This is a genomic window from Kosakonia sp. (assembly GCF_032052965.1).
Taxonomy (GTDB): domain Bacteria; phylum Pseudomonadota; class Gammaproteobacteria; order Enterobacterales; family Enterobacteriaceae; genus Kosakonia.
Genome location: NZ_DAMBVN010000008.1, coordinates 143,195 through 169,087 on the forward strand (window position 1 = coordinate 143,195; position 25,893 = coordinate 169,087).

The 25,893-nt window shown below is 53.7% G+C and carries 27 protein-coding genes; 18 read left to right on the forward strand and 9 right to left on the reverse strand.

Annotated features, from left to right (window positions below; all coding sequences use genetic code 11):
* Window positions 1-7: 7 nt before the first annotated feature.
* Complete coding sequence (kbl, locus tag RTX30_RS12320) at window positions 8-1,204, reverse strand: glycine C-acetyltransferase (protein ID WP_312690137.1); 1,197 nt, start codon at window positions 1,202-1,204, stop codon at window positions 8-10.
* 216 nt (window positions 1,205-1,420) lie between these two features.
* Here kbl and rfaD point away from each other — a divergent pair, with 216 nt between their 5' ends.
* Genes rfaD through RTX30_RS12345 form a run of 5 tightly spaced genes read left to right on the forward strand, consistent with a single transcriptional unit; the run spans window position 1,421 to window position 6,416 of the window.
* Window positions 1,421-2,353 carry an ADP-glyceromanno-heptose 6-epimerase gene (gene rfaD, locus RTX30_RS12325; protein WP_312690139.1) on the forward strand — a complete coding sequence of 311 codons (933 nt, stop codon included), beginning with the start codon at window positions 1,421-1,423 and terminating at the stop codon, window positions 2,351-2,353.
* Window positions 2,354-2,355: 2 nt separating this feature from the next.
* Window positions 2,356-3,402 (forward strand): ADP-heptose--LPS heptosyltransferase RfaF, encoded by a 1,047-nt coding sequence (gene rfaF / locus RTX30_RS12330; protein ID WP_312690141.1) that lies wholly within the window; start codon window positions 2,356-2,358, stop codon window positions 3,400-3,402.
* A gap of 3 nt (window positions 3,403-3,405) precedes the next feature.
* Window positions 3,406-4,389, forward strand: a complete 984-nt coding sequence (gene rfaC / locus RTX30_RS12335; protein ID WP_312690143.1) for a lipopolysaccharide heptosyltransferase RfaC — start codon at window positions 3,406-3,408, stop codon at window positions 4,387-4,389.
* Window positions 4,390-4,392: 3 nt separating this feature from the next.
* Entirely contained in the window at window positions 4,393-5,511 is a 1,119-nt protein-coding gene (locus RTX30_RS12340) for a glycosyltransferase family 9 protein (protein WP_312690146.1), read from the forward strand.
* Entirely contained in the window at window positions 5,508-6,416 is a 909-nt protein-coding gene (locus RTX30_RS12345) for a glycosyltransferase family 2 protein (protein ID WP_312690147.1), read from the forward strand. Before RTX30_RS12340 ends, RTX30_RS12345 begins: the two co-directional genes overlap by 4 nt.
* 61 nt (window positions 6,417-6,477) lie before the next feature.
* On the opposite strand, the gene RTX30_RS12350 is transcribed toward RTX30_RS12345, so the two are convergent.
* Entirely contained in the window at window positions 6,478-7,434 is a 957-nt protein-coding gene (locus RTX30_RS12350; RefSeq protein ID WP_312690149.1) for a polysaccharide deacetylase family protein, read from the reverse strand.
* A gap of 150 nt (window positions 7,435-7,584) precedes the next feature.
* Between RTX30_RS12350 and rfaQ the strand changes: the two genes are divergently transcribed.
* The 7 genes from rfaQ (at window position 7,585) to coaD (ending at window position 14,481) form a co-directional block, all read left to right on the forward strand.
* The gene (rfaQ, locus tag RTX30_RS12355) at window positions 7,585-8,655 is read left to right on the forward strand and encodes a putative lipopolysaccharide heptosyltransferase III (RefSeq protein ID WP_312690151.1); all 1,071 of its coding nucleotides are present in this window, start codon (window positions 7,585-7,587) and stop codon (window positions 8,653-8,655) included.
* Window positions 8,652-9,779, forward strand: a complete 1,128-nt coding sequence (locus RTX30_RS12360; RefSeq protein ID WP_312690153.1) for a glycosyltransferase family 4 protein — start codon at window positions 8,652-8,654, stop codon at window positions 9,777-9,779. The genes rfaQ and RTX30_RS12360 overlap by 4 nt, the downstream gene beginning before the upstream one ends.
* A 2-nt stretch (window positions 9,780-9,781) precedes the next feature.
* Entirely contained in the window at window positions 9,782-10,885 is a 1,104-nt protein-coding gene (locus RTX30_RS12365) for a glycosyltransferase (RefSeq protein WP_312690213.1), read from the forward strand.
* Between the two features lie 11 nt (window positions 10,886-10,896).
* Window positions 10,897-11,886, forward strand: a complete 990-nt coding sequence (locus tag RTX30_RS12370; protein WP_312690154.1) for a glycosyltransferase — start codon at window positions 10,897-10,899, stop codon at window positions 11,884-11,886.
* Between the two features lie 67 nt (window positions 11,887-11,953).
* Window positions 11,954-13,228, forward strand: a complete 1,275-nt coding sequence (gene waaA / locus RTX30_RS12375; RefSeq protein ID WP_312690155.1) for a lipid IV(A) 3-deoxy-D-manno-octulosonic acid transferase — start codon at window positions 11,954-11,956, stop codon at window positions 13,226-13,228.
* Window positions 13,228-13,998 (forward strand): glycosyltransferase family 2 protein, encoded by a 771-nt coding sequence (locus RTX30_RS12380; protein ID WP_312690156.1) that lies wholly within the window; start codon window positions 13,228-13,230, stop codon window positions 13,996-13,998. The genes waaA and RTX30_RS12380 overlap by 1 nt, the downstream gene beginning before the upstream one ends.
* Before the next feature lie 3 nt (window positions 13,999-14,001).
* Window positions 14,002-14,481, forward strand: coding sequence for a pantetheine-phosphate adenylyltransferase (coaD, locus tag RTX30_RS12385; RefSeq protein WP_312690158.1), 480 nt, complete (start codon window positions 14,002-14,004; stop codon window positions 14,479-14,481).
* Window positions 14,482-14,532: 51 nt separating this feature from the next.
* Here the strand turns inward: coaD and mutM are convergent, their stop codons facing one another.
* The 4 genes from mutM to radC form a co-directional block, all read right to left on the reverse strand.
* The gene (gene mutM, locus RTX30_RS12390; protein ID WP_312690160.1) at window positions 14,533-15,342 is read right to left on the reverse strand and encodes a bifunctional DNA-formamidopyrimidine glycosylase/DNA-(apurinic or apyrimidinic site) lyase; all 810 of its coding nucleotides are present in this window, start codon (window positions 15,340-15,342) and stop codon (window positions 14,533-14,535) included.
* Window positions 15,343-15,417: 75 nt separating this feature from the next.
* A complete protein-coding gene (gene rpmG, locus RTX30_RS12395) occupies window positions 15,418-15,585 on the reverse strand; it encodes a 50S ribosomal protein L33 (RefSeq protein WP_003024094.1) in 168 nt (55 codons plus the stop codon).
* A 20-nt stretch (window positions 15,586-15,605) separates the two neighbouring features.
* On the reverse strand, window positions 15,606-15,842 hold the full coding sequence (gene rpmB / locus RTX30_RS12400) for a 50S ribosomal protein L28 (RefSeq protein ID WP_002436699.1): 237 nt from the start codon (window positions 15,840-15,842) through the stop codon (window positions 15,606-15,608).
* 216 nt (window positions 15,843-16,058) lie between these two features.
* Complete coding sequence (gene radC, locus RTX30_RS12405; protein WP_312690162.1) at window positions 16,059-16,727, reverse strand: RadC family protein; 669 nt, start codon at window positions 16,725-16,727, stop codon at window positions 16,059-16,061.
* A gap of 173 nt (window positions 16,728-16,900) precedes the next feature.
* Between radC and coaBC the strand changes: the two genes are divergently transcribed.
* From coaBC to RTX30_RS12425, 4 genes are all read left to right on the forward strand, one after another.
* On the forward strand, window positions 16,901-18,112 hold the full coding sequence (coaBC, locus tag RTX30_RS12410; protein ID WP_312690214.1) for a bifunctional phosphopantothenoylcysteine decarboxylase/phosphopantothenate--cysteine ligase CoaBC: 1,212 nt from the start codon (window positions 16,901-16,903) through the stop codon (window positions 18,110-18,112).
* On the forward strand, window positions 18,090-18,548 hold the full coding sequence (dut, locus tag RTX30_RS12415) for a dUTP diphosphatase (protein ID WP_312690164.1): 459 nt from the start codon (window positions 18,090-18,092) through the stop codon (window positions 18,546-18,548). Before coaBC ends, dut begins: the two co-directional genes overlap by 23 nt.
* 124 nt (window positions 18,549-18,672) lie before the next feature.
* Window positions 18,673-19,269, forward strand: a complete 597-nt coding sequence (gene slmA, locus RTX30_RS12420; RefSeq protein ID WP_312690166.1) for a nucleoid occlusion factor SlmA — start codon at window positions 18,673-18,675, stop codon at window positions 19,267-19,269.
* 179 nt (window positions 19,270-19,448) lie between these two features.
* The gene (locus tag RTX30_RS12425) at window positions 19,449-20,465 is read left to right on the forward strand and encodes an SMP-30/gluconolactonase/LRE family protein (RefSeq protein ID WP_312690168.1); all 1,017 of its coding nucleotides are present in this window, start codon (window positions 19,449-19,451) and stop codon (window positions 20,463-20,465) included.
* Between the two features lie 32 nt (window positions 20,466-20,497).
* Here the strand turns inward: RTX30_RS12425 and pyrE are convergent, their stop codons facing one another.
* Both pyrE and rph read right to left on the reverse strand, forming a co-directional pair.
* Complete coding sequence (pyrE, locus tag RTX30_RS12430; protein WP_312690170.1) at window positions 20,498-21,139, reverse strand: orotate phosphoribosyltransferase; 642 nt, start codon at window positions 21,137-21,139, stop codon at window positions 20,498-20,500.
* A gap of 63 nt (window positions 21,140-21,202) precedes the next feature.
* Window positions 21,203-21,919 carry a ribonuclease PH gene (gene rph, locus RTX30_RS12435; RefSeq protein WP_312690172.1) on the reverse strand — a complete coding sequence of 239 codons (717 nt, stop codon included), beginning with the start codon at window positions 21,917-21,919 and terminating at the stop codon, window positions 21,203-21,205.
* Between the two features lie 122 nt (window positions 21,920-22,041).
* Here rph and RTX30_RS12440 point away from each other — a divergent pair, with 122 nt between their 5' ends.
* On the forward strand, window positions 22,042-22,905 hold the full coding sequence (locus RTX30_RS12440; protein WP_312690174.1) for a YicC/YloC family endoribonuclease: 864 nt from the start codon (window positions 22,042-22,044) through the stop codon (window positions 22,903-22,905).
* 674 nt (window positions 22,906-23,579) lie between these two features.
* Window positions 23,580-24,197, forward strand: coding sequence for a trimeric intracellular cation channel family protein (locus tag RTX30_RS12445; RefSeq protein ID WP_312690176.1), 618 nt, complete (start codon window positions 23,580-23,582; stop codon window positions 24,195-24,197).
* Here the strand turns inward: RTX30_RS12445 and ligB are convergent.
* Window positions 24,191-25,870 carry an NAD-dependent DNA ligase LigB gene (gene ligB / locus RTX30_RS12450; protein ID WP_312690178.1) on the reverse strand — a complete coding sequence of 560 codons (1,680 nt, stop codon included), beginning with the start codon at window positions 25,868-25,870 and terminating at the stop codon, window positions 24,191-24,193. The two genes, RTX30_RS12445 and ligB, sit on opposite strands and share 7 nt — an antisense overlap.
* Window positions 25,871-25,893: the final 23 nt, after the last annotated feature.

The following is a 25,893-nucleotide window of genomic DNA, read 5'->3' on the forward strand; positions in this document are numbered from 1 at the left end:
ATGGTCCTCAGGCAATCACGCCCAGCTGTTTACCAATGCGGATAAAGGCTGCTACCGCACGCTCAATTTGCTCCGGGCTATGCGCCGCAGACATCTGCGTGCGAATACGCGCCTGGCCTTTTGGCACCACCGGGTAGAAGAAACCGGTGACATAGATGCCCTCTTTTTGCAGTTCGCGGGCGAAGTTTTGCGCAACCACCGCATCGCCCAGCATCACCGGGATAATGGCGTGATCGGCCCCAGCCAGCGTAAAGCCTGCGGCCGTCATTTTTTCGCGGAACAAGCGGGCGTTGGACCACAAGCGGTCACGCAATTCACCCCCGGATGCCAGCATCTCGAGCACTTTGATCGACGCGGCAACAATTGCAGGTGCCAGTGAATTAGAGAACAGGTACGGGCGGGAACGCTGACGCAGCCACTCAACCACCTCTTTGCGTGCCGCGGTATAACCGCCGGATGCCCCGCCCAGCGCTTTGCCCAGCGTACCGGTGATGATATCGACCCGCCCCATCACGTCGCAGTACTCATGCGTACCACGGCCGTTAGCGCCAACAAAACCCACTGCGTGAGAATCATCGACCATGACCAGCGCATCGTATTTATCTGCCAGGTCGCACACGCCTTTCAGGTTGGCAATCACACCATCCATTGAGAACACGCCGTCGGTGGCAATCAGTACATGACGCGCACCGGCCTCACGTGCCTCTTGCAAACGCGCTTCCAGCTCCTGCATATCGTTATTGGCATAGCGGTAGCGTTTTGCTTTGCACAGACGAACACCATCGATAATCGAGGCATGGTTCAGCGCATCGGAGATGATGGCGTCTTCAGCACCCAACAGGGTTTCAAACAGCCCACCGTTAGCATCAAAGCAAGAAGAGTAGAGGATGGAATCTTCCATGCCGAGGAAGTCGGCAAGTTTCTGCTCCAGCACTTTATGGCTGTCTTGCGTGCCGCAGATAAAGCGCACAGAGGCCATACCGAAACCGTGGCTGTCCATGCCCGCTTTTGCCGCTGCAATCAATTCAGGATGATTGGCCAGGCCGAGGTAGTTATTGGCACAGAAGTTAATAACGTGGCTACCATTGGCCACGGTAATGTCAGCCTGTTGCGCCGACGTGATAATGCGTTCTTCTTTGAACAGACCTTCCGCCCGTGCGGTTTCCAGGTCGTTCGTTAACTGCTTATAAAAATCCCCACGCATCGCAATTCTCCAGACAGGGCAAATTTCAGCACATATTACCCAAAGCTATACGGTGATACGAGATGACACATCACCACTTATCCATTTTGTAGCATAAATCACGCAGCGCCTTAGCGTTACCCCGCTGAATGGCTGAAGGGTCGGCAATGTGATGGTATGATAAGAAATATTAGTGTCTGAGATCGTCTCAACGCTTCACTTTTCAAAGGTACAGTTATGATCATCGTTACCGGCGGCGCGGGCTTCATCGGCAGCAACATAGTTAAGGCTCTGAATGATAAAGGCATCACGGATATTCTGGTGGTGGACAACCTGAAAGACGGCACCAAGTTTGTCAATCTTGTCGACCTGCATATTGCCGACTATATGGATAAAGAAGATTTTCTGATCCAGATTATGTCTGGCGAAGAATTCGGCGATATTGAAGCGGTGTTCCATGAAGGCGCCTGCTCTTCCACTACCGAGTGGGATGGCAAGTACATGATGGATAACAACTATCAGTACTCCAAAGAGCTGCTACATTACTGCCTGGAACGCGAAATCCCGTTCCTGTACGCCTCTTCCGCTGCGACTTACGGCGGCCGTACGTCTGACTTTATCGAATCCCGTGAATACGAGAAGCCGCTCAACGTGTATGGCTACTCCAAACTGCTGTTTGATGAATATGTGCGCGGCATTCTGCCGGAAGCGAATTCCCCCATCGTCGGCTTCCGCTATTTTAATGTTTATGGCCCGCGCGAAGGCCATAAAGGCAGCATGGCGAGTGTGGCATTTCACCTCAACACCCAGTTAAATAACGGCGAAAGCCCGAAACTGTTTGAAGGCAGCGATAGCTTCAAGCGCGATTTTGTCTATGTGGGTGATGTGGCGGCAGTGAACCTGTGGTTCTGGGAAAACGGTGTTTCCGGCATTTTCAACCTCGGTACAGGCCGTGCGGAGTCCTTCCAGGCCGTTGCCGATGCAACACTGGCTTTTCATAAAAAAGGCAGCATTGAGTACATCCCCTTCCCGGATAAACTGAAAGGCCGCTATCAGGCTTTCACGCAGGCAGATCTGAGCAAGCTGCGCGCTGCGGGCTATGACAAGCCGTTCAAAACCGTTGCTGAAGGCGTAACCGAATATATGGAATGGCTGAACCGCGACGCATAAGTATGAAAATATTGGTGATTGGCCCATCCTGGGTTGGCGACATGATGATGTCGCAAAGTCTTTATCGCACGCTGAAAGCGCGCTTTCCCCAGGCAGTAATCGACGTGATGGCACCCGCATGGTGCCGTCCGCTTTTATCACGGATGCCGGAAGTGAACGAAGCCATTCCTATGCCGCTGGGTCACGGCGCGCTGGAGATTGGCGCGCGTCGCAAACTGGGCCATAGCCTGCGCGAACGGCGATACGATCGCGCTTATGTGCTGCCAAACTCTTTTAAATCTGCGCTGGTGCCGTTCTTCGCCGGTATTCCACACCGTACCGGCTGGCGCGGCGAAATGCGTTACGGCCTGCTCAACGATGCCCGCGTGCTGGACAAACAAGCCTGGCCGTTAATGGTTGAGCGCTATGTGGCGCTGGCCTACGACAAAGGGGTCATGCGCTCAGCCAGTGATCTGCCGCAGCCGCTGCTGTGGCCGCAATTGCAGGTTAACGACGCTGAGAAGTCGCAGGTCTGTGCCGCCTTTGACATCGCCGCTGAACGCCCGATGATTGGTTTCTGCCCAGGCGCAGAGTTTGGGCCTGCCAAACGCTGGCCGCATTATCACTATGCTGAGCTGGCCAAACAGTTGATCGACGAAGGCTACCAGATCGCGTTGTTTGGCTCGGCTAAAGATCACGATGCCGGCAATCAAATTCTTGCCGCGCTTAGCGTGGAGCAACAAGCATGGTGCCGCAACCTGGCGGGAGAAACGCAGTTAGAGCAGGCTGTCGTGCTGATCGCTGCCTGCAAAGCCGTGGTCAGCAATGACTCCGGCCTGATGCATGTCGCCGCCGCGCTTGACCGCCCATTAGTGGCGCTTTATGGCCCAAGCAGCCCGGACTTCACACCGCCGCTCTCGCACAAAGCGCGCGTTATTCGCCTGATCACGGGCTACCATAAAGTGCGCAAAGGCGACGCGGCTGAAGGCTATCACCAGAGCCTTATCGACATTACGCCGCAGCGCGTGCTGGAAGAGCTGAATGGTCTGCTGCTGGACGCACAAGGATAATTGATGCGGGTACTGATTGTTAAAACCTCCTCAATGGGAGATGTGCTGCATACGCTACCCGCGCTGACCGATGCCGTTCATGCTATTCCGGGTATTCGTTTTGACTGGGTAGTGGAAGAGGGTTTTGCACAAATCCCGTCCTGGCATGCTGCCGTTGATCGGGTTATTCCCGTTGCCATTCGCCGCTGGCGCAAAGCCTGGTTCTCTGCGCCGATCAAAGCGGAGCGCAACGCTTTTCGCGCCGCCGTGCAGGCGCAACATTACGATGCGATTATTGATGCGCAGGGGCTGGTCAAAAGCGCCGCGCTGGTCACTCGCCTGGCGCATGGCGTTAAACATGGCATGGACTGGCGAACGGCGCGGGAGCCGCTGGCAAGTCTGTTCTATAATCGCCGACACCATATTGCCAAACAGCAGCATGCGGTCGAGCGAACCCGCGAGCTGTTTGCAAAAAGCCTGGGCTATGTAAAGCCGCAAGCGCAGGGTGATTACGCCATTGCACAACATTTTGTGGGCGATGTGGCGCAAGGTAGCGATCCGTATGTCATTTTTCTGCACGCGACCACGCGCGATGACAAGCACTGGCCGGAGACACACTGGCGAAGGCTCATAGAGCTAATGCAACCAACGGGCATCCATATTAAACTCCCGTGGGGCGCAGAACACGAACGTCAGCGAGCAGAACGACTGGCAGCAGGGTTTCCCAATGTAGAAGTTCTGCCCAAACTCTCTCTGGCGCAGGTCGCGGCGCAATTGGCTGGCGCCATGGCTGTTGTCTCTGTCGATACCGGGCTGAGTCATTTGACCGCCGCGCTGGACAGACCGAATGTCACGCTTTTTGGTCCAACCGATCCGGGGTTAATCGGCGGTTACGGTAAAAATCAGCATCAAATGGTCAGCCCTTCTCAGCGTATGGGAGACATTAGCGCACATGAAATTTTTACATATCTTCAGGACAACCATCGGCTTTCTGATATGGATATTTAAGCGATGAGCTATGTATTTCTGCTGATTTTACTTCTACCGGTGAAACTCATTGGTAAGCTGTTTCGTAAAAATACGGGTAAAAACCTTGTTATTCAAACAGCTAAAATCGGCGACTTTATCAATGCTACCCCCTTGTTAGGCTGGCTGCAAAAAAGCGATGTCCTGGTGAGCCGTAGCGTCAGCGCGCTGGTAAAACATGATGACACCATCGATCAGGCGTTCTATATCGAGCAGCAAAAACGCAACCTGTGGCGTAAGCTCTGTTTCGCCTGCTACATCATGAACCGCTACGATAATGTCTACCTTCTGCAACCCACCAGCTGTAACCTCTTTTTCGCCGCCGTCTGTAACGCCAACAATAAACAGTTTTTAAGTATCTATACCCGCCGCTGGTACCACGGGATCTTTTACGCAACGGCAGATGGCACGGTTAACCATGAAAGACGCACGCTTTCCGTGACCAATTATCTGCGTCTCGCCAATCGTACGCTCACCTGGCAGGACGCACCAAAACACGCAACGAAGCCGCTGTTTAAACCGTCGGTGTATCCCGGCATTCTCGATAAGCCCGACGTTATTCGCATTGGTATCAGTATTTCAGCGGGCAATAAAGCCAAAACCATTCCACCCGTTATCTGGAAAACTCTGTTCGACAGCCTCGCGTCGCTGCCTTGTACGTTCTATGTCTTTGGTGCGCCGAATGAGCAACCCTGGATGGATGATATTATTCGCTCCTATGGAGAGATGCCTAATCTGGTCAATATGATAGGTAAAGTCTCACTGGTCGAATTGCCGTGGGCAATTGCGAAAATGGACTGTTATATTGCGTCCGATTCAGGAAATGTTTATATCGCAGATGCGGTCGGTGTACCGGTGATATTGCTTTTTGGGCCTTGCTGCCATTACGAGCAACGCCCGTTAGGAAATGTGCTGTTGATTGGCAATGATGCAAACATCAGCTCTTATGTTTTTGAGACACGTTACTATTTCACTCAGCCAAGAGAAGCGCTTTTTGCTGTTAGCGACGACGATATTGCGGCAATCAAACACTTTATAACCGAACTGCCAAAAACCCATTCGCTTCTACATTCCTCCGCCGTGCAGGGCAATTCACTGATATGACTTTTCTGAGCGTCATTATTGCGGCGCACAATGCCGAAAAAACACTGGCGGCCACGCTGGAAAGCTTAAACACAGCACTGGGCGATACCAGAGATGCCGTCGAAGTCATTCTGTTTAACGACAGTTCTGACGATGCCACGCAGACGATTATTGATCAGTGGGTGCCGCGCCTGCCAAATGCCCTCACTCGCTGCGTTAACTATCGTAACGTGGGCCAGGTACGCAGCAGCGCAGTTGCGCTGGCGAGCGGTGAATATATCACCATGCTGGACAGTGACGACTTACTGAAACCACTTAGCTTGCATGATGCCGTTGCGTTTTTAAGAAAACAGCAACCGGATATGTTGCTCACGCGTTTACTCGAAATTCGCGACTTGCGTAAAATCTCAACCGACTGGCAAGGATTTACGCCCGAAGCACTTACCCAGGATGACGCCATTCGCCGTTTTCTGATCCATAAAGATTTTCAGGCGCATTTGATTGGGCAGTTTATTCGTCGCGATATTTACCAGCGTAACCCAATCCCGGTGATGGTTTGCTATGAAGATTTCGCCGTTTTCCCGGGTATGCTGATGCAGGCCAGCCAGATTTTTTATCAACGCGCTGGCCACTATTATTACGTAAAACGCCCTGACAGCCTGTCGACTACGCTGGACGCCAGTAAAATTACGCCCCTGGTGGAATGCACGCTGAGTATGGAAAAGCAATTCCCCGCCAAATTTAAGCCGCTCATTAACTGCCACTGGTTCGATATTTATAGCAACCACCGCGCGCACTTAACGCCGCAGCAAATGCAGACCGTGAAAAAACGGGTTGATGAGCTCTATTCGTTGGGCTTCTTTTTCGCGGGTGACGTGCGTTTCAGTTATAAAAAACGGGCAATCAAAGCCTGGTTGAAAAAGTGAGATAAACGCCCGCACCTGCCCCACAAGGGCCAACACTCAGGTGCGGTAAGCACGGGCTTTTTTATGGCTGCTTGTGCTGATAAAACTCCGCCAGCGTCATGCCCTGCGTCCGGGTAGCCAGCCAGGCAAACAGCTGCTCCAGATCTTCATATAACCCCTCAATCGCCGCTTCATCAGCAAAGGTTGGGCTGCCACCGGGCATAAACTCTGAAGAATGCAGCATAAACTCCACATAATCGCTGCCCTGGGACAGGCATTTATCTGCCACGTCGATCATTTGGGCGCTGTTCCCACCCGACGGACGCAGCCAGTTCGCCGATGGCGAGCGATATTTACCCCGCAAGCGGTCATAGCGCTGTTTCACCGCATTCAGCCATGCCGGATGTTTGTACTGAATGCTCATCGGGACTTCAAGCAGCGGGCCGTTACCCGGCTTCGAGATATCATCACAATCTATGAAATAAGCGTGATCCGGGAAATGCTGGTAATCCGTTCCGCCGTTGCCCTGCGGTGCGCCTTTGGCATTGCGCCAGTTAACGCGAGGAGTGACGGAGCAATCCACCTGATAACCCAGCTCAACCAGCAGCCTTGCGTAGCGGCTGTCGAACGCCCAACGCCCCGCACGATGGCTCACCATTTTGGTTTCAAACGTCTCTTCCAGTAAGCGCGTCATATAGAGCACTTTCTCGCGCATCACATCATCGGGAAACTCAATCAGATAGGGCTGCCAGCGCCAGTCATCGCCGGTAAGATCATGTTCGGGCGGGCTGTTCCACGCATGGAGATGCATGCCCACTTCCCCCTGGCCGCGCGCAATCACATCTTTGGCGAACTCAACAAAACGCGGCTCAATGGCCATTTCATAGTTAGTTAGCCACACCGGTTTAAAACCGTAGCGTTCACAAAGCGCCTGGAAACGCGCCAGATAGCGCGAATTTTCCGTTTTGATTTCGCGATGGTTTTTCCAGAGATTATCGCCCTCTGTATCAATGGTGATGATAAACGCTGGCTTCGTCATTTTGGTTCCACAGGAATGAAAGTCGGCACTATGTTACGCATTCTCTTAACGCTGAGTAAACCTTTCCCCCATAAAATGGGGAGAACGTGGAGAAAGAGTGCAAGTCCACATAAGGTCTATTAGAATTGCTGCGAGGTCGTTTCCAATAAGATGATGATGAATAGCATACTTAATACGCCACAGATACGCATTTTAGTTATCAAGCTTCGTCATCACGGCGACATGTTACTGACCACTCCTGTGATTAATTCATTGCGACAGCGCTGTCCCGACGCGCAGATCGATGTCCTGCTCTATGAAGAGACGCGGGATATGCTGGCGGCGCATCCGGCTATTCACACCATTTATGGTATCGACAAAAAGTGGAAGCAACTCGGCACGCTAAAACATCTGCAAAAAGAGTGGCAGTTGCTGCGAACATTAAGAGCCCGACATTATCATCTGGTTATCAACCTTGCCGATCAGTGGCGCAGCGCGATTGTTACGCGCTTCACCGGCGCACCTATGCGTATCGGGTTCGCCCTCAATAAACGCGACAATGCGTTCTGGCGCTTTTGTCACTCCAGCCTGGCCTCGGTTGCTAACCACAACGCCATGCATACCGTGGAGCAAAATCTCTCTGTACTCTCTCCGCTAGGCGTCGTGCCATTACCCCAGGTAACCATGAGCTATGCTGCGCAGGACTGGGAACAGGCCAGGCAGCGACTCGTTGCGAAAGGCGTGGGTGATAATTACCTGGTTATCCAGCCGACCTCGCGCTGGTTCTTTAAATGCTGGGATGAAAGCAAGATGGCGCAGGTGATCACTGCGCTCCGTCAGGAAGGCCACACGGTGGTGCTGACCTCCGGCCCCGATAAAAAAGAGCGGCAAATGATTGAAACGATCCTTGCCGCCTCGCCGCAAGACGGCGTCGTTTCGCTGGCAGGCGACCTCACCCTGCGCCAGCTGGCTGCGCTTATCGATCATGCCTGCTTATTTATTGGCGTCGACTCCGTGCCGATGCATATGGCCGCTGCGTTGCAAACCCCTTGTGTCGCGCTATTTGGTCCATCCAAGCTCACCTTCTGGTCGCCCTGGCAGGTTAACGGCGAAGTGATCTGGGCGGGAGATTACGGGCCACTTCCGGATCCGGACGCTGTCGATACCCGCACGAATGAGCGCTATCTTGATGCGATTCCCGTCGACGCCGTGGTTTCAGCCGCAAGGAAATATCTGTCATGAAGCATCATCGCCTGGCGATTGTCCGCCAAAAATACCGCCCGGATGGCGGCGCTGAGCGCTTCGTCTCCAGGGCGCTCAGCGCACTGAGCAATCAGGATCTGGAACTCAATGTGATCACCCGCGAATGGCAGGGTGAGAAACAGGACGACTGGCACATTCATATCTGCGATCCCTTTAAATGGGGACGCATTAGCCGCGAACGCGGGTTTGCGCAGGCGGCACGAGCGCTCTGGCAACAACAGCAGTTTGATATTGTGCAGAGCCATGAGCGCATTCCCGGCTGTGACATTTACCGTGCAGGCGACGGCGTACACCGCCGCTGGCTGCTACAACGCACACGCATTCTGCCGGGCTGGCGCGCCCGGATGTTGATGAATGACCGCTATCACCGTTATGTAATGAATGCCGAGCGCGAGATGTATCAAGCCCCAGAGCTGAAGGCGGTGATCTGTAATGCGGCGATGATTAAACAAGAAATCATTGAAGATTTCGCTGTTGACGCCGAAAAGATACATGTCATTTATAATTCAATCGATTCCACGCGTTTCACGCCAGGTGACAGCGCGCACCGTTCAGCGCTGCGCCAAAAGCTGGACTTACCGTCGAATGCAGTGGTCTTCTGCTTCGTCGGATCGGGGTTTGAAAGAAAAGGACTTGCCAGCGCTATCCAGGCAATTGCCGGTACGCCCGCTTATTTGATTGTCGTGGGTCAGGATAAGGCGGAAAAGCGGTATCGCGCACTGGCCGCCACGCTGGGTTGCGAGAAACAAATTCGTTTCTTAGGGATGCAAAAAGAGACGCTGCCGTATTATCAGGCGTCGGATGCCCTGCTGTTGCCCACGCTTTATGATCCTTTTCCGAATGTCATCCTCGAAGCAATGGCCTGCGGCCTGCCCGTTATCACCTCTAAGAGCTGCGGGGGCGCGGAGTTTATTGCACAAGGAGAGAATGGTTTCGTCTGTGATGCTCTCGATATAACGGCATTAAAAGCGTCCGTGACGGCCATTCCATTACTTGAAAAGAACTACAATATGGGCATGGCTGCCCGCAAAAAAGTCATGGACGCAACACCAGAGCGGCTTTCAAGCCAGCTCATTTCGCTTTATAAAAACTTCATGGATTAATGATGCGCATCCTGATGATTATTGATGGTTTACCGGGCGGAGGAGCTGAAAAAACAGTTCTTACGCTCTCCAGCGGATTGATGGAAATGGGACATCAGGTCTCTCTGTTTTCATTGAGAAAAGTGTGTGATTACCCCATTCCGGAAGGTCTTGACTATCAAGTTGTCCTGGATAAATGCAAAAAGCCCTGGCGTAAACTGACCGAGATCGCGCGTCGTGCAAAGCTGCTGGACCATGCCATTGAGATGGCAGAACAGCAGGCGGGAAAATACGACCTCGTGGTTTCCCATCTGCATAAAACCGACCGTATTGTCGCCCACAGCCGGGCGCTCGATCGCAATAAAGTCTGGTTTTGCCTGCACGGTATGTTTTCCTACTCCTATCTGCGCCACCGCCGCGGCTTGTCGCGCTGGCTTAAGCATCAGAAGATTCGCCATACCTATGAAAACCGCAACGTGATCGCTGTCTCTAACGCGGTGCTGGAAGACATTTCGCAGCAGATGAGCATTCCCATCCGCCGCGGTGAAGTGATCCATAATCCCTTTGATATCCCGTTGATTCAGCAACTGGCGGCCGAGCCATTTGAGATGCAAGGGCAGGATTACATCATCCATGTTGGTCGCTTTCATGAGAATAAGCGCCATGACCGGCTGTTGCGTGCTTATGCCATCAGCAACATCGACGCCCCCCTGGTGATGATGGGAAACGGCTCAACGGCGCTTATCCAACAGCTTAAAACCCTTGCTGACGAACTGAGCATTAGCGATCGCGTGATGTTCCGTGGCTTTGTGCCTAACCCTTATCCGTGGATTAAAGGGGCGCGCCTGTTAACGTTAAGCTCAGACTGCGAAGGGTTTGGCAACGTGCTGGTAGAAGCCATTATCTGCAACACGCCCCCGGTAAGCACAAACTGCCCGGGCGGCCCGGCGGAAATATTGACCGGCCCGCTTGCGCGCGGGCTTTCGGCAATGAGCGATGAGGGTCTGGCTAAAACGCTGGCCGATATCTATAACAACCCACCTTTAATTAACGGTGATACTATCGCTTCCTATGGTATCAACGCGATTTGCCAGCAGTATGTTGCTCTGGCTGAAGAGATAAAATAATCAGGTTTTTTATGCAAAATTCAGCGCCATTATTAAGCGTGGTCGTTGCCGTCTATAACGGTGAAGCCTTCCTGGATCAGTTTTTCACCTGCCTTGTTAACCAACGCATTGAAAGTATGGAAGTGATCATCGTTAACGATGGTTCCACCGACGGTTCAATGGCGATCGTTGAAAAATGGCGCTCACAGTTACCGCAATTGCAGGTGATTGAACAGGCGAATCAGGGCGTCTCCATCGCACGTAATACCGGGCTTGCCGTCGCCACGGGCCAGTATCTCTCCTTCCCCGACATTGACGACGTCTTTAAGCCGGGTATGTTCCAGCGTCTGCTGGATATGGCGCAGGATGGCGATCTGGATGTGGCAACCTGCAACGGTAACTACGTCTGGGAAAATGATAAAAAGCCGACACGTCCTATCTTTCCACCTGAGGCCCTGCAATCAACAGGTGTCATGCGTGGCCCGGACTGGCTGAAAAAGGCGCTGGATTCACGCAAGTTTCTGCACGTGACCTGGCTGAATATCTATCGCCACGACTTTATAAAGCAGCACGGTTTCCGTTTCGAGCCCGGCTTGCGTCATCAGGATATTCCGTGGACCACGGAAGTGCTGCTTGCCGCTGAACGGGTGCAGTACACCAGTGAACGTTTTTACGATTATTACATCCACTCGGCATCGGTTTCTCATATGCCGGACAATGACGATACGCTGATCCGCTCCGCACGTCATTACATGAAAATATTGCAGATGCTGGATGCGATTAATCAGCGCTATCCCGACGAAGCGAAGCATATTCCCGCCTGTTACTGGCAAATCGCCAAAGAGGGGTTGGGAATCATCCACACATTTGACAATATGCAGGATGAGCAGAAGAAGGCCTTGATAATCCGGGAGTTTTTCGACACCGGTGTCTGGGCGCTGATCTGGAAAAACGCAAAAACGCTGCGTTTACGCTGGCGCCTGGGCCGCCGCTACTTCCGTCTGAAAAGGTATCTGGCATAAGAGATAGCTTTACGCAGGCTAAATGCTTAGAATTTGCCCGCCGAATCTTAAAAAAACGGATAGTCGCTTGGAATTGTTGTATACCACCCTGCTCTACATCATTCAGCCTCTGGTGTGGCTGCGGTTATTACTTCGCAGCCGCAAAGCCCCTGCTTACCGCAAACGCTGGGCCGAACGTTATGGCTTTTGCCATGACAAAGTGAAGCCGGACGGTATTCTGTTGCATTCCGTATCCGTGGGCGAAACGCTGGCGGCCATCCCGCTGGTGCGCGCGTTGCGCCATCGTTACCCTTCACTGCCCATCACAGTGACTACCATGACGCCCACCGGTTCAGAGCGCGTCATGTCGGCCTTTGGCAAAGACGTTCATCACGTCTATCTTCCGTATGATCTGCCCTGCGCCATGAACCGTTTCTTTAACAGCGTTCGCCCTAAGCTGGTGATCGTGATGGAAACCGAACTGTGGCCGAATATGATTTCTGCGCTCAGCGCCCGCAAGATCCCGCTGGTTATCGCCAACGCTCGCCTGTCAGAACGCTCGGCGAAAGGTTACGGCAAGCTGGGCAAATTTATGCGTCGTCTGCTGGGTAAAATTACGCTGATTGCCGCACAAAACCAGGAAGATGGCGACCGTTTCCTGCAACTGGGCCTGAAGCGCAATCAACTGGCCGTAACGGGCAGCCTGAAATTCGATATCTCAGTCACGCCGGAGCTTGCCGCGCGTGCTGTTACGCTGCGTCGCCAGTGGGCGCCGCGACGCCAGGTGTGGATTGCCACCAGCACGCACGAAGGCGAAGAAGCCATTATCCTGCAGGCGCATCGTAAGCTGCTGGAAAACTTCCCCGACCTGTTGCTGATCCTGGTTCCCCGCCATCCGGAACGGTTCCCCGATGCGCGCAACATGACGCAGAAAGCTGGGTTTAGTTACACCCTGCGCAGTTCAGGCGAAATTCCGTCTTCCAGTACCCAGGTGGTGATTGGCGATACCATGGGTGAGCTGATGCTGCTGTATGGCATTGCCGATTTGGCCTTCGTGGGCGGCAGCCTGGTAGAGCGCGGTGGTCATAACCCGCTGGAACCGGCGGCGCATGCCATCCCGGTGCTGATGGGGCCGCACACCTTTAATTTCAAAGATATCTGCTCGCGTCTGCAAGAAGCGGAAGGGCTGATTACCGTTACCGATGCCGACTCACTGGTTAAAGAAGTCGCGACCTTGCTGACCGACGAAGATTATCGCCTGTGGTACGGGCGTCATGCGGTTGAAGTCCTGCACCAGAACCAGGGTGCGCTGGCACGTCTGCTGCAGCTTCTGCAACCGTATTTGCCTCAGCGGAGCCATTAATGTCCAGACGCCTGTCGGTGGTGATGATCGCCAAAAACGCGGCGGATTTGCTGCCTGATTGCCTGGCGTCCGTCGCCTGGGCCGATGAGATCGTGGTACTGGACTCCGGTAGCGACGATGACACCGCTGACGTTGCCGCCCGTGCTGGCGCAAAAGTCTTCACCGACACAGCCTGGTCAGGCTATGGTGTTCAGCGCCAGCGTGCTCAGCGCTACGCCAGCGGCGATTATATCCTGATGATTGATACTGACGAACGCGTCACGCCGGAGCTGGCGCAGTCGCTTCGCGCAGCGCTTGATGCGCCGCAACCGGGCGCCGTTTACAGTATTGCCCGGCGTAACTATTTTCTTGGTCGCTTTATGCGCCACAGCGGCTGGTATCCCGATCGTGTGACACGCCTGTATGAACGCGAGCGTTATCAGTACAACGACAACAAGGTGCATGAATCACTGGAAGCACCAAAAGCACAGGTGATTGCCCTGTCCGGGGATTTACTGCACCTGACCTGTCGTGATTTCGCCAGCTTCCAGCGCAAGCAGCTTAACTACGCAACGGCGTGGGCGCAGGAGCGCCACCAACGTGGCAAAAAAACCTCACTGCCCGGCATTTTCGCCCATACTTTGGGCGCCTTTTGCAAAACCTTGTTGCTGCGCGGTGGTGTGCTCGACGGTAAACAGGGCTGGCTGCTGGCAGTGGTTAACGCGCAGTATACTTTCAATAAATACACCGAGCTGTGGGCGCTGAACCACGGTTATTCAGAGAAAGAATAAGCGATGAGCACAAAAGCGATTTATCCCGGCACCTTTGATCCGATCACTAACGGGCATATTGATATCGTTACCCGCGCCGCCACCATGTTTGACGAGGTGGTGCTGGCCATTGCCGCCAGCCCAAGTAAAAAACCGATGTTTGACCTGCAGGAGCGCGTGGCGCTGGCACAGGCATCGACGGCGCACATTGCCAACGTTACGGTAGTGGGCTTTAGTGATTTGATGGCGAACTTTGCCCGGGCGCAGCAGGCCAATATCCTGATCCGCGGTCTGCGGGCAGTGGCTGATTTTGAATATGAAATGCAGCTGGCGCATATGAATCGCCACTTGATGCCTGAACTGGAAAGCGTATTTTTAATGCCGTCGAAAGAGTGGTCGTTTATCTCTTCAACGCTGGTAAAAGAAGTGGCGCGCCATCAGGGCGATGTCACCCATTTCCTGCCGCAAAATGTGCACCAGGCGCTGCTGGAAAAGCTGAAATAACCACGCTATCCGGCCTGACAGGCGTTTTATCATCAGGCACGGAGACAGTTGTTATTTCTGGCAGCGACGGCAGTAAAACGTCGAACGCTGCGCGTGTTTCGCGGCCATAATTGGCGTTGCGCAAACGCGACAAGGTTCACCTTCCCGCCCGTAGACTTGTAATTCCTGCGCAAAATAGCCCGGTTTCCCGTCGCTTTGCAAAAAGTCCTTCAGCGTGGTTCCACCCTGCTCGATGGATCGCAGCAGTACCGCTTTGATTACCCGCACCAGTAATTCACACTCTTGCCGGGAGAGAGAGGAGGCCAGCCGATCGGGATGGATCCCGGCAGCGAACAGTGATTCGCTGGCATAAATGTTACCCACGCCTACCACCAGCTTGTTATCCATCAGCCAGGGTTTGATCGCGGTTTTTTTCTTTGCGCATTTCTGCTGAAAGTAACCGGCGTTAAACTGTTCGCTCAGCGGCTCCGGGCCGAGGTGCGCCAACACATTGTGCCCTTCCAGCTCTTTGGTCCACAGCCATGCGCCAAAGCGGCGCGGATCGGTGTAACGCAGCACTTTGCCGTTACTCATTATCAGGTCAACATGATCGTGTTTTTCCGCCGGTAGCTCGTAAGGCAGTATGCGCAGACTGCCGGACATACCAAGATGGATAATGATCCAACCGTCCGGCAGCTCCAGCAGGAGGTATTTGGCGCGGCGCTGCACACTGAGCACCGGTTTATCGCTCAGGCTGTGGATCTCTTCTGAAACCGGCCAGCGTAATCGCCCGTTGCGCACCACTGCATGAAGAATGGTTTCGCCCACCAGGTGCGGTTCAATACCACGGCGGCTGGTTTCGACTTCGGGTAATTCAGGCATCTCATCTCCGGCTTATGGGTTAGCAGAAATGCAAAAACCCCGACATTGCGGGGTTTTTGTTCAAGAAAACTAAAATTATTTGATTTTAGCTTCTTTGTACAGCACGTGCTGACGGACAACTGGATCGAATTTTTTCAGTTCCAGTTTTTCCGGCTTAGTACGTTTGTTCTTCGTGGTGGTGTAGAAGTGACCAGTACCAGCGGAAGAAACCAGCTTGATTTTCTCACGAATACCTTTAGCCATGATTTATATCCTTTAAGTACTTAGTACTTTTCGCCACGGGCACGCAGTTCAGACAGAACTGTATCGATGCCTTTCTTATCAATAACACGCATACCTTTAGCAGATACACGCAGGGTGACAAAACGCTTTTCGCTCTCAACCCAGAAACGGTGAGAGTGCAGGTTCGGCAGGAAACGGCGTTTAGTCGCGTTCAGTGCGTGGGAACGGTTGTTACCGGTCACCGGACGCTTGCCAGTAACTTGGCAGACTCGGGACATGTCTATTCTCCAAAAATCAAATTAGCTCGAGCTTCGTATGGGGTATCGGCGCCTCGTCAGGCTTTACAGCCCGGTCATCGCAGTTCAATGTGAACTCTCGATTGCCAGGCCCAAATGCCAAACCCGAGATTCTCAAAGGTGGCGTAGTATACGCTGAGTCGGCGGTGTGCTCAAGTCCCGAACAGACAAAGATCCCTAAGGATCGCGCAAAGTGGTCTAAATCCACCCACGTTCTGCAAAAGAAACAGACTCTCCACGACCGATTACCAGATGGTCAATCACCCGGATGCCCATGAACTGACAGCATTTTACCACTCTTTCGGTGATCTGCCTGTCCGCTTTGCTCGGCTCAGCATTACCAGAGGGGTGATTATGCGCGAGGATCACGCCCGCCGCATTCACTTTTAACGCTTCACGGACAATTTCACGCGGGTGCACCTCAACATTGTTGATTGTTCCGCTGAATAACCGGCTATGTTTGAGCACCCGATTCTGGTTATCCAGAAAGATCACCATAAAGATCTCGCGCTCCTCACCCATCAGCTGACTTTGTAAAAACTCCTTCGTCATCTCCGGGCTAAGTAACGAGCTCTCTTCCAACAGCCGCGCATTGTAATAGCGACGCGCCAGTTCGCCGATGCCTCGCAGTTGCGCATACTTCGCCACGCCAATACCGTGCACATCTTTAAAATCATCAAGGTCGGAAGAGAGCAACGCATATAACGACCCAAAGCGTTTTAGCATCTCCCTTGCGACGGTGAGTACGCACTTTCCCTGAGTACCGGTACGTAAAAACAGGGCTAATAGCTCAACATCCGTCAGTGACTCAATACCATATTTAAGCATTTTTTCACGCGGCTTCTGCGGGGTAAAAACGATATCCATGTCATTCCTCCTTCTCTCACGTCCATGCTGCCATAAGGTGCCTCCCACCTTCGATGAACGATTTCCATCTCTGCGTAGTACCTCGCAAAGTGGTTCGCGGGCAAAAGCACGACAACATCAGGATTGTGATAAAATGCCCAGCTTCTGGTGAAATCCAACAGGAAAGAATCATGATGAGTCTGGCGGGTAAAAAAATCGTCCTCGGCGTCAGTGGCGGCATTGCGGCTTATAAAGCACCGGAACTGGTGCGCCGTTTGCGTGAACGTGGCGCGGAAGTACGTGTCGCGATGACCGAGGCCGCTAAAGCCTTTATTACGCCGATGAGCCTGCAGGCCGTCTCCGGTTATCCGGTGTCTGACAGTCTGCTTGATCCCGCCGCAGAAGCGGCAATGGGGCATATTGAACTGGGTAAATGGGCGGATCTGGTGATTCTCGCGCCCGCTACCGCCGATCTCATCGCCCGCGTCGCTGCTGGCATGGCTAACGATTTGGTGTCCACCATCTGCCTGGCGACGCCCTCACCGGTTGCAGTGGTCCCGGCCATGAACCAGCAGATGTATCGCGCCGCGGCTACCCAGCATAATTTGCAGGTGCTTGCCTCACGTGGTCTGTTGTTATGGGGGCCGGACAGCGGTAGCCAGGCCTGTGGCGATATTGGCCCCGGTCGTATGCTGGATCCGCTGGCCATTGTTGATATGGCAGCAACGCATTTTTCCCCTGTCAACGATCTGCAACATCTGAACATCATGATTACCGCCGGTCCCACTCGCGAGCCGCTGGATCCGGTGCGGTATATCACCAATCTCAGTTCCGGTAAGATGGGCTTTGCCATTGCCGCCGCTGCCGCCAATCGTGGCGCGAAGGTGACGCTGGTAGCGGGCCCGGTTTCATTGCCCACCCCTACAGGTGTTCAACGTGTGGATGTGACCACCGCGCTGGAGATGGAAGCCGCCGTACAGCAGGGTATACAAGGGCAGCAGATTTTTATCGGCTGCGCCGCCGTTGCAGATTACCGCGCCGCCAGCATCGCTGAAGAGAAAATCAAAAAGCAAGGCGATGAAATCACGATAAAAATGGTTAAGAATCCGGATATCGTCGCAGGCGTTGCCGCGCTGACCACCCACCGCCCTTACGTTGTTGGGTTTGCCGCCGAAACAAATAATGTGGAAGAATATGCCCGGCAAAAACGTACCCGCAAAAACCTTGATCTGATTTGCGCCAATGACGTTTCGCAGGACAATCAAGGCTTTAATAGCGACAGCAACGCATTACACCTTTTCTGGCAGGATGGCGATAAACGCTTACCGCTGGAGCGCAAGGAACTTCTGGGACACTTATTACTGGACGAGATCGTTACCCGTTATGATGAAAAAAATCGACGTTAAGATTCTGGACCCGCGCGTTGGCAATCAATTTCCGCTGCCGACATACGCCACCTCCGGTTCTGCCGGACTTGACCTGCGCGCCTGTCTTGACGACGCCGTAGAGCTGGCACCTGGCGCCACCACCTTACTGCCTACCGGCCTGGCCATTCATATTGCCGACCCTGAGCTGGCAGCGGTGATCCTGCCCCGTTCCGGGCTGGGGCACAAACATGGCGTGGTGCTGGGTAACCTGGTCGGGCTGATTGATTCGGATTACCAGGGGCAGTTGATGGTTTCTGTCTGGAACCGCGGGCACGACAGCTTTACTATCGTGCCAGGCGAACGCATCGCGCAGATGGTGTTTGTACCGGTTGTGCAGGCGGAATTTAACCTGGTGGAAGACTTTGACGCGACTGAACGCGGTGAAGGCGGCTTCGGCCATTCTGGCCGCCAGTAATGGCCCTTTTTTAACGCATCACACAACGAAATAACGCGATAACATCACCGCAAACGCATATCGTTTGCGGTCGCTGTGTGGCTGCTCGCCTGACGAGTGCTTATTTTCAGGGGTATTTTAGAACATGGCAGAAAAACAAACCGCGAAAAGGAATCGTCGCGAAGAAATACTTCAGTCTCTGGCGCTAATGCTGGAATCCAGTGATGGAAGCCAACGCATTACCACAGCGAAACTGGCGGCATCTGTCGGCGTTTCTGAAGCCGCGCTGTACCGTCATTTTCCCAGCAAAACGCGCATGTTCGATAGCCTGATTGAGTTTATCGAAGATAGTCTGATTACCCGCATTAACCTGATATTAAAAGATGAGAAAGACACCACTGCGCGCCTGCGTCTGATTGTGCTGCTGATCCTCGGTTTTGGCGAGCGTAACCCAGGCCTGACGCGCATTATGACCGGGCACGCGCTGATGTTCGAACAGGATCGTCTCCAGGGGCGTATTAACCAGTTGTTTGAACGCATTGAAGCGCAGCTGCGCCAGGTTCTGCGCGAGCGGAAAATGCGTGAAGGTGAAGGCTACACACACGACGAAACCCTGCTGGCGAGCCAGCTACTGGCGTTTTGCGAAGGTATGCTGTCACGCTTTGTACGCAGCGAATTTAAATACAGCCCGACCGAAGATTTCGAAACCCGCTGGCCGTTGCTGGCCGCCCAATTGCAATGATCCCCATGCAGCCCTTTGTGGCTGCATTCTCATTTCTGCGCACTCTGTGAAAAAGCCCAACGGAATTCGTTGAGATGCCAGATGTCGCCACGCCCAACATTTTCTAGTCTCCCTCAGGCAGTATCTTTCCACCTAAGCCAAATCATCTTATAAATCCCCTACAAACAAGGAGAGACCGGATGGCAACATCTCGTCGGGAACTGCTAAAGCTGAGCGGCATCGCCACCGCGTCGTTATTACTCAGTCAAAAAAGCATCGCCGCGTGGGCACCCTCTGCACGTTACCCTGATCCCAGCATTGTCGCGCTGGATGACAGCTTCCGTGACTACATGGTTGCCAGTGCCAAAGTTGAGCAAATCGCGACGGGCTGCCGCTGGGCGGAAGGCCCGGTCTGGTTTGGCGACACCCGCATGCTGCTGTGGAGCGATATTCCGAATAACGCGGTCATGTGCTGGGATGAAACAACGGGGGCAACCCGTGTTTTTCGTAAGCCCTCGAATAATGCCAACGGTCATGCTCGTGACAGGCAAGGCAGGTTAATCAGTTGCGAACATGATACCCGTCGCATTACACGTACCGAATACGACGGCACTATTACAGTGCTGGCGGACAGTTTCGAAGGCAAGCCGCTCAATTCACCTAACGATATCGCCGTAAAGTCGGATGGCTCAATCTGGTTCACCGATCCGCCGTTCGGCATCGCCGGATTCTATGAAGGTCATAAAGCCACGCCGCAACTGCCGCAGAATGTCTATCGCCTCGATCCGGAGACACGCAAGCTGGAAGTGATGCTGGGAGACGTTCGCGGCCCGAACGGGATTTGTTTCTCCGCTGATGAAAAAACGTTGTATGTGGTGGAAAGTCGCGCCACACCCAACCGTCTCATCCTGGCATGGGATATTGTGGGCAATCAGTTACAGAATAAGCGGGTGCATATTGATTGTGGCAACGGAACCGCCGACGGTATCGCCATCGATGTGAAGGGTAACTTGTGGTGCGGCTGGGGCATGGGTACCGACGAACTGGACGGTGTGCGGATTTTCAACCCGCAAGGCAAAGCGATTGGTATGATCCATCTGCCGGAACGCTGCGCCAATCTCTGCTTCGGCGGCGAGCAGCGTAATCGTCTGTTCATGGCAGCCAGCACCTCGGTCTACTCACTGTATGTAAACACGCAAGGCGCAAAACTGCTGTAAAACTGGCCCGGCAACGTTTGCCGGGCGCTTCCTCAAACGCCATATTGCTCGCGATAAGCACGAACAGACGCCAGATGATCGGCCATTTCGGGTTTCTCTTCCAGGTAAGCAATCAGGTCTTTCAGCGTGATGATAGAAATCACCTGGCAACCGTAGTCGCGCTCCACCTCCTGAATAGCAGAAATATCGGCACGGCCCCGTTCCTGGCGATCCAGAGAAATCAACACACCGGCCAGCGTCGCGCCGTTAGCCTGAATAATCTCCATCGACTCGCGAATGGCAGTTCCGGCGGTGATCACATCATCCACCAGCATCACGCGGCCCTGCAACGCGCTACCGACCAGGTTACCGCCTTCACCATGATCTTTGGCTTCTTTACGGTTAAAACAGTAAGGCACATCACGCTCGTGATGTTCCGCCAGCGCGACCGCCGTGGTCGTCGCAATAGGAATGCCCTTGTAAGCCGGGCCAAACAGCAGGTCAAAATCAATGCCGGAATCCACCAGCGCCTCGGCATAAAAACGCCCTAACAGCGCCAGATCACGCCCGGTATTAAACAGCCCGGCGTTGAAGAAATAGGGGCTTTTACGCCCGGATTTCAGCGTAAATTCGCCAAACTTCAATACCTGTTTGTTAAGCGCAAATTCAATAAACTGACGCTGATACGCTTTCATGGATCCGCTCCTCATCTCACTTTTTACAGACAAAAAAAAGGGCGACATCGTCGCCCTTAGTAACTAGTTCGCCAGCGCCGCTTTCTGCGTCGCAATAATCGATTCGATCCCCCCTCTGGCCAGCGCCAGCAGGGTAAGTAGCTCTTCATGGGAGAACGGCTCGCCTTCCGCCGTGCCCTGCACTTCGATCATACGGCCATCTTCTGTCATCACCACGTTCATATCGGTTTCAGCGGCAGAGTCTTCAACATATTCAAGATCGCAAACCGCCTCGCCATTCACGATGCCTACAGAGACCGCCGCCACCATACCTTTCATCGGGTTGGTTTTCAGCTTACCGGCAGCAACCAGTTTATTCAGTGCATCGGCCAGTGCCACACAAGCACCAGTAATAGACGCGGTACGGGTACCGCCATCAGCCTGAATAACATCGCAGTCGAGGGTGATGGTGAATTCACCCAGCGCGTTCAGATCAACCGCAGCGCGCAGAGCGCGGGCAATCAGACGCTGGATTTCCATAGTGCGACCACCCTGCTTCCCTTTCGCCGCTTCGCGGGCGTTTCGGGTATGGGTGGAACGCGGCAACATACCATATTCGGCGGTGATCCAGCCCTGGCCCTGGCCTTTCAGAAAACGCGGCACGCCCTCTTCAATGGAGGCGGTGCACAGCACTTTGGTATCACCAAATTCAACCAGCACGGAGCCTTCAGCGTGTTTTGTGTAATTACGGGTCAGGGTGACTGGGCGCACCTGAGTGGCGCTACGGCCTGCTGGACGCATGATGATTTCTCCGGCTTTTCGAATGTGGCTGCGCATTATACTGGCTTACCGTGGTTATTCCTATCCTGATAAGGCCACGAAAGCTATAATCCCCGCATCTCTCTTTAAAAACGGGAACGTCTATGATCCGCAGTATGACCGCCTACGCCCGGCGTGAAATCAAGGGTGAATGGGGCTCTGCCTCCTGGGAACTGCGCTCGGTTAACCAGCGTTATCTGGAAACCTACTTCCGCCTGCCGGAGCAATTCCGTAGCCTCGAACCGGTCGTCCGGGAACGTCTCCGTACCCGCCTGACCCGCGGTAAAGTCGAATGCAATCTTCGCTTTGAACCGGATGCCAGCGCCCAGGGCGAGCTGATCCTGAATGAAAAACTGGCGAAACAGCTGGTGAACGCAGCGAACTGGGTAAAAATGCAGAGTGACGAAGGGGAAATCAACCCGGTCGATATTCTGCGCTGGCCTGGCGTAATGGCGGCTCAGGAGCAGGATCTGGATGCGATTGCCACACAGCTCCTCGCGGCACTGGATGGTGCGCTGGATGACTTTATCATCGCCCGCGAAACCGAAGGTCAGGCGCTGAAAAGCCTGATTGAACAGCGTCTGGAAGGCGTAAGCAACGAAGTTACCAAAGTCCGGGCCCATATGCCGGAAATCCTGCAATGGCAGCGCGATCGTCTGGTGGCCAAGCTGGAAGAAGCGCAGGTGCAGCTTGAGAACAACCGCCTCGAGCAGGAGCTGGTGCTGATGGCGCAGCGTATTGACGTGGCTGAAGAGTTGGACCGTCTCGAGGCTCATGTGAAAGAGACCTACAACATCCTCAAGAAAAAAGAAGCCGTCGGCCGCCGCCTCGACTTTATGATGCAAGAGTTCAACCGTGAGTCGAACACGCTGGCATCCAAGTCTATCAACGCAGAAGTGACCAATTCTGCGATTGAACTGAAAGTGCTGATCGAGCAAATGCGCGAGCAGATCCAGAACATTGAATAACTGTTAGCAACGCACATCAACACTCAAGAAAGCCCGTGACATTGCGGGCTTTTTTATTATGAGCTATTACGACAAAACACATCGATATGGTAAAAATCCCGCAATTTATACGCTGCTCATTTGCTGTGGGGCAGAATGGCCATAGCCACCAGCAGGAGTGATACCTGGCAATCAGATGGGCTTATTCGCAAACTACATGTGTATGCTCAGCGCTATTCCTGCTCCGTGTTGAGCATTTTTTGCGCTGGGCGGGATGTTTTAGGTAACTGTCTAACGCATTCAGGTCGCAGTTTGAGCGCAAAATAGATACCCATCGTTCGCATTGTGAGACTTAAGTGCCGAACAACGTACAGCCAATCTCACTCGTCATTCCACTCCCCATTATCGGGATGTAAGAGGCTGATGATTCATCATCAGATCCAACGCTGACTAATACTGATAAAAGACCCATAAGCGCTCTATTTATTATCGCTTAAGCTTTATTAACCTTCCAAATCCGGCCATAAAAAACTGAGACTGAAAAAGGGAACTTAATCCATTTTGGTCAAGCAGATAGACATAATCCCCTTCAACAGCCATTAGAAAATCTTATCCGAAACGTTTTTCCTTAGAAATTCTCAATCGCGCTGTCACACCCGAATCGCTACCCTGCGGCCTCTGATCACGGGGGCGATATGCTGTTACATGTTCTTTATCTTATTGGCATCACGGCCGAAGCAATGACCGGCGCACTGGCGGCGGGCCGTCGGCGGATGGACACGTTCGGGGTGATTATTATTGCCACCGCTACAGCGCTTGGCGGCGGCTCGGTACGGGATATCCTGCTTGGCCATTACCCGCTTGGTTGGGTGCAGCACCCGGAATACGTCATTATCGTTGCCGTTGCGGCGGTGCTTACCACCCTGTTCGCACCCGTCATGCCGCACCTGCGCCGCCTGTTTTTGGTTCTGGATGCACTCGGTCTGGTGGTATTTTCCATTATTGGTGCCCAGGTTGCCCTGGATATGGGCGAAGGCCCGGTAATTGCAACTATCGCCGCCGTGGTGACCGGTGTGTTTGGCGGTGTGCTGCGCGATATGTTTTGTAAACGTATTCCGCTGGTTTTCCAAAAAGAGCTCTATGCAGGGATCGCCTTCGCCGCCGCCGTGCTCTATATCAGCCTTGGCCATTTTGTCTCCAGCCATGATGCCGTTGTAATTGCCACGCTGTTGTTTGGTTTCACGGCTCGACTGCTGGCCATCCGCTGGAAACTCGGTTTGCCGGTATTTCACTACCAACACAGTACTCACTGAAACGCTGCAATCCCTTGCGCTCCAAGCCATGTCGCCAGCTGTTCGATCGCTGGCGCATGCGTAAAGGTGATAATTTGCCGGGCCTTTTCAACGCCAACAGCCGGTAATCGCTGCCAGGCGACTTCATCCCGCTCCTGCACTTGACGCCAGTGTGTATCGCTGGCCGCTTTAAGTGCTGACTGCGGCAACGGCGCGCCCAATGCCTGTAGCCAGCGGATAAACGGGCGATCCCGCACTAACGAAAAACGATGCCACAGTTGTAGTCCGCGTGCAGGCGAGATACCGGGTGTCGACTGCAGTTGTTCCTTCGTTAGCGCCAGCCAGGAAAAAAGGTGTTCAAAGCGGTGAGCCTGATGCAATGCACGCCATCCACTCTCTCCCAGCCCTTCAATCCCCAGCCCTCTTGCGGAACTCAGCCACACCAACCGGGCGATAAACTGCTCTTGGCAGGCAGGAGAAGCATAAAAGCAGCTCAGCGGGGTAAAGCGGGCTTCTGGCGGCATGGGTTTTTCCCGCACCACACTGCGCCACACGACATGATTAATACGTGGAATGCCTTGTCCGGCAAGGCTGACGGAAATCTGATCCCCCGGTGCAAGATCCAGCAACTGCCATCGACTTATGGAACCGACATTCACCCGCTGCACACGTTTATCATCAAGCTGCACGGGTTCCAGCAGTGCGACGACGGAGATTTTCCCCGTGCGGCCCACAGCAAACTCAACCCCATTGACCACCGCAACCTTCTCAACCGCATCATATTTCCAGGCCGCTACCCACTCCCCGCCGCCAGGCAGCCACTCTTTTCCGTTCGGTTCCGTCCCTGCTCGTACGACCACACCGTCGGTGACAAATGGCAACGGCGCAGTAAACCAGGCTGTGCGTAAGCGCTCAACATCCTGCACACTGGCTACTGCCACGCTATAACGCTGCGTCAGCTCAAACCCGGCTTTTGTCAGCAACGCCGCTTTGTGCGTGAGTGATGCAGGGCCATCCGGCCAGGCCCAGACAAAAAAGCCCAGCTCATGAAGTAAAGAAGAGTCTTTATGGCTCATCATCGCTCCCGCCACCTTCGCGCGGGCATTCAGCCCACCGGCCTCTTTCTGCACATGCCCCACGCGGCGTAGAAACAGCTCGCCCTGTAAAACACTGTCTGCCAGTGCACCGCTCACCTGGCTGGGAATCGCAGGGATGGCTTTCACTTTTGCCGTCCAGTCCTCACCCGCCAGACCATCTCCGCGGCTGATTGCTTTAAAAAGCCTGCCCTGACGATAGATAAGTGTTACTGCGACGCCGTCCACCTTTGGCTGCGCCCAAAGATCCTGCTTCCCCGTCATCCACTGCTGCAATGCCTGCTTATCGGCCAGTTTCCGCACCCCGGTATGCGCCACAGGATGTTTCACATTGCCGCGAGGCAGCGTGGGCTGCGCACTGGCTGGCTGTAGATCAAAACAGCGTTGCCACTGCGCCAGCTTTGCGCTGAGTTGATCGTAAACCTGGTCGCTAACGCGACTTGCACCCTGTGACCAATACGCCTCATTCCATTGCGTAATCTGCTTTTGCAATCGGCTTACCTCTTCCTGCGCCCGTGATGGTGACCAGACAGGGCACGTCGCCAGGCTAAATGCGCTCCATAGCAACAGAAACACTGTTATTACGGCTCTTCTCCACATTGCTTTCTCCTTGTGTTAGCGCA

Bases quoted from the DNA above. Each gene is read 5' to 3' on its own strand.
- kbl (WP_312690137.1), bottom strand. From the start codon at position 1,204: ATGCGTGGGGATTTTTATAAGCAGTTAACGAACGACCTGGAAACCGCA.
- rfaD (WP_312690139.1), top strand. From the start codon at position 1,421: ATGATCATCGTTACCGGCGGCGCGGGCTTCATCGGCAGCAACATAGTT.
- rfaF (WP_312690141.1), top strand. From the start codon at position 2,356: ATGAAAATATTGGTGATTGGCCCATCCTGGGTTGGCGACATGATGATG.
- rfaC (WP_312690143.1), top strand. From the start codon at position 3,406: ATGCGGGTACTGATTGTTAAAACCTCCTCAATGGGAGATGTGCTGCAT.
- RTX30_RS12340 (WP_312690146.1), top strand. From the start codon at position 4,393: ATGAGCTATGTATTTCTGCTGATTTTACTTCTACCGGTGAAACTCATT.
- RTX30_RS12345 (WP_312690147.1), top strand. From the start codon at position 5,508: ATGACTTTTCTGAGCGTCATTATTGCGGCGCACAATGCCGAAAAAACA.
- RTX30_RS12350 (WP_312690149.1), bottom strand. From the start codon at position 7,434: ATGACGAAGCCAGCGTTTATCATCACCATTGATACAGAGGGCGATAAT.
- rfaQ (WP_312690151.1), top strand. From the start codon at position 7,585: ATGATGATGAATAGCATACTTAATACGCCACAGATACGCATTTTAGTT.
- RTX30_RS12360 (WP_312690153.1), top strand. From the start codon at position 8,652: ATGAAGCATCATCGCCTGGCGATTGTCCGCCAAAAATACCGCCCGGAT.
- RTX30_RS12365 (WP_312690213.1), top strand. From the start codon at position 9,782: ATGCGCATCCTGATGATTATTGATGGTTTACCGGGCGGAGGAGCTGAA.
- RTX30_RS12370 (WP_312690154.1), top strand. From the start codon at position 10,897: ATGCAAAATTCAGCGCCATTATTAAGCGTGGTCGTTGCCGTCTATAAC.
- RTX30_RS12380 (WP_312690156.1), top strand. From the start codon at position 13,228: ATGTCCAGACGCCTGTCGGTGGTGATGATCGCCAAAAACGCGGCGGAT.
- coaD (WP_312690158.1), top strand. From the start codon at position 14,002: ATGAGCACAAAAGCGATTTATCCCGGCACCTTTGATCCGATCACTAAC.
- mutM (WP_312690160.1), bottom strand. From the start codon at position 15,342: ATGCCTGAATTACCCGAAGTCGAAACCAGCCGCCGTGGTATTGAACCG.
- rpmG (WP_003024094.1), bottom strand. From the start codon at position 15,585: ATGGCTAAAGGTATTCGTGAGAAAATCAAGCTGGTTTCTTCCGCTGGT.
- rpmB (WP_002436699.1), bottom strand. From the start codon at position 15,842: ATGTCCCGAGTCTGCCAAGTTACTGGCAAGCGTCCGGTGACCGGTAAC.
- radC (WP_312690162.1), bottom strand. From the start codon at position 16,727: ATGGATATCGTTTTTACCCCGCAGAAGCCGCGTGAAAAAATGCTTAAA.
- coaBC (WP_312690214.1), top strand. From the start codon at position 16,901: ATGAGTCTGGCGGGTAAAAAAATCGTCCTCGGCGTCAGTGGCGGCATT.
- dut (WP_312690164.1), top strand. From the start codon at position 18,090: ATGATGAAAAAAATCGACGTTAAGATTCTGGACCCGCGCGTTGGCAAT.
- slmA (WP_312690166.1), top strand. From the start codon at position 18,673: ATGGCAGAAAAACAAACCGCGAAAAGGAATCGTCGCGAAGAAATACTT.
- RTX30_RS12425 (WP_312690168.1), top strand. From the start codon at position 19,449: ATGGCAACATCTCGTCGGGAACTGCTAAAGCTGAGCGGCATCGCCACC.
- pyrE (WP_312690170.1), bottom strand. From the start codon at position 21,139: ATGAAAGCGTATCAGCGTCAGTTTATTGAATTTGCGCTTAACAAACAG.
- rph (WP_312690172.1), bottom strand. From the start codon at position 21,919: ATGCGTCCAGCAGGCCGTAGCGCCACTCAGGTGCGCCCAGTCACCCTG.
- RTX30_RS12440 (WP_312690174.1), top strand. From the start codon at position 22,042: ATGATCCGCAGTATGACCGCCTACGCCCGGCGTGAAATCAAGGGTGAA.
- RTX30_RS12445 (WP_312690176.1), top strand. From the start codon at position 23,580: ATGCTGTTACATGTTCTTTATCTTATTGGCATCACGGCCGAAGCAATG.
- ligB (WP_312690178.1), bottom strand. From the start codon at position 25,870: ATGTGGAGAAGAGCCGTAATAACAGTGTTTCTGTTGCTATGGAGCGCA.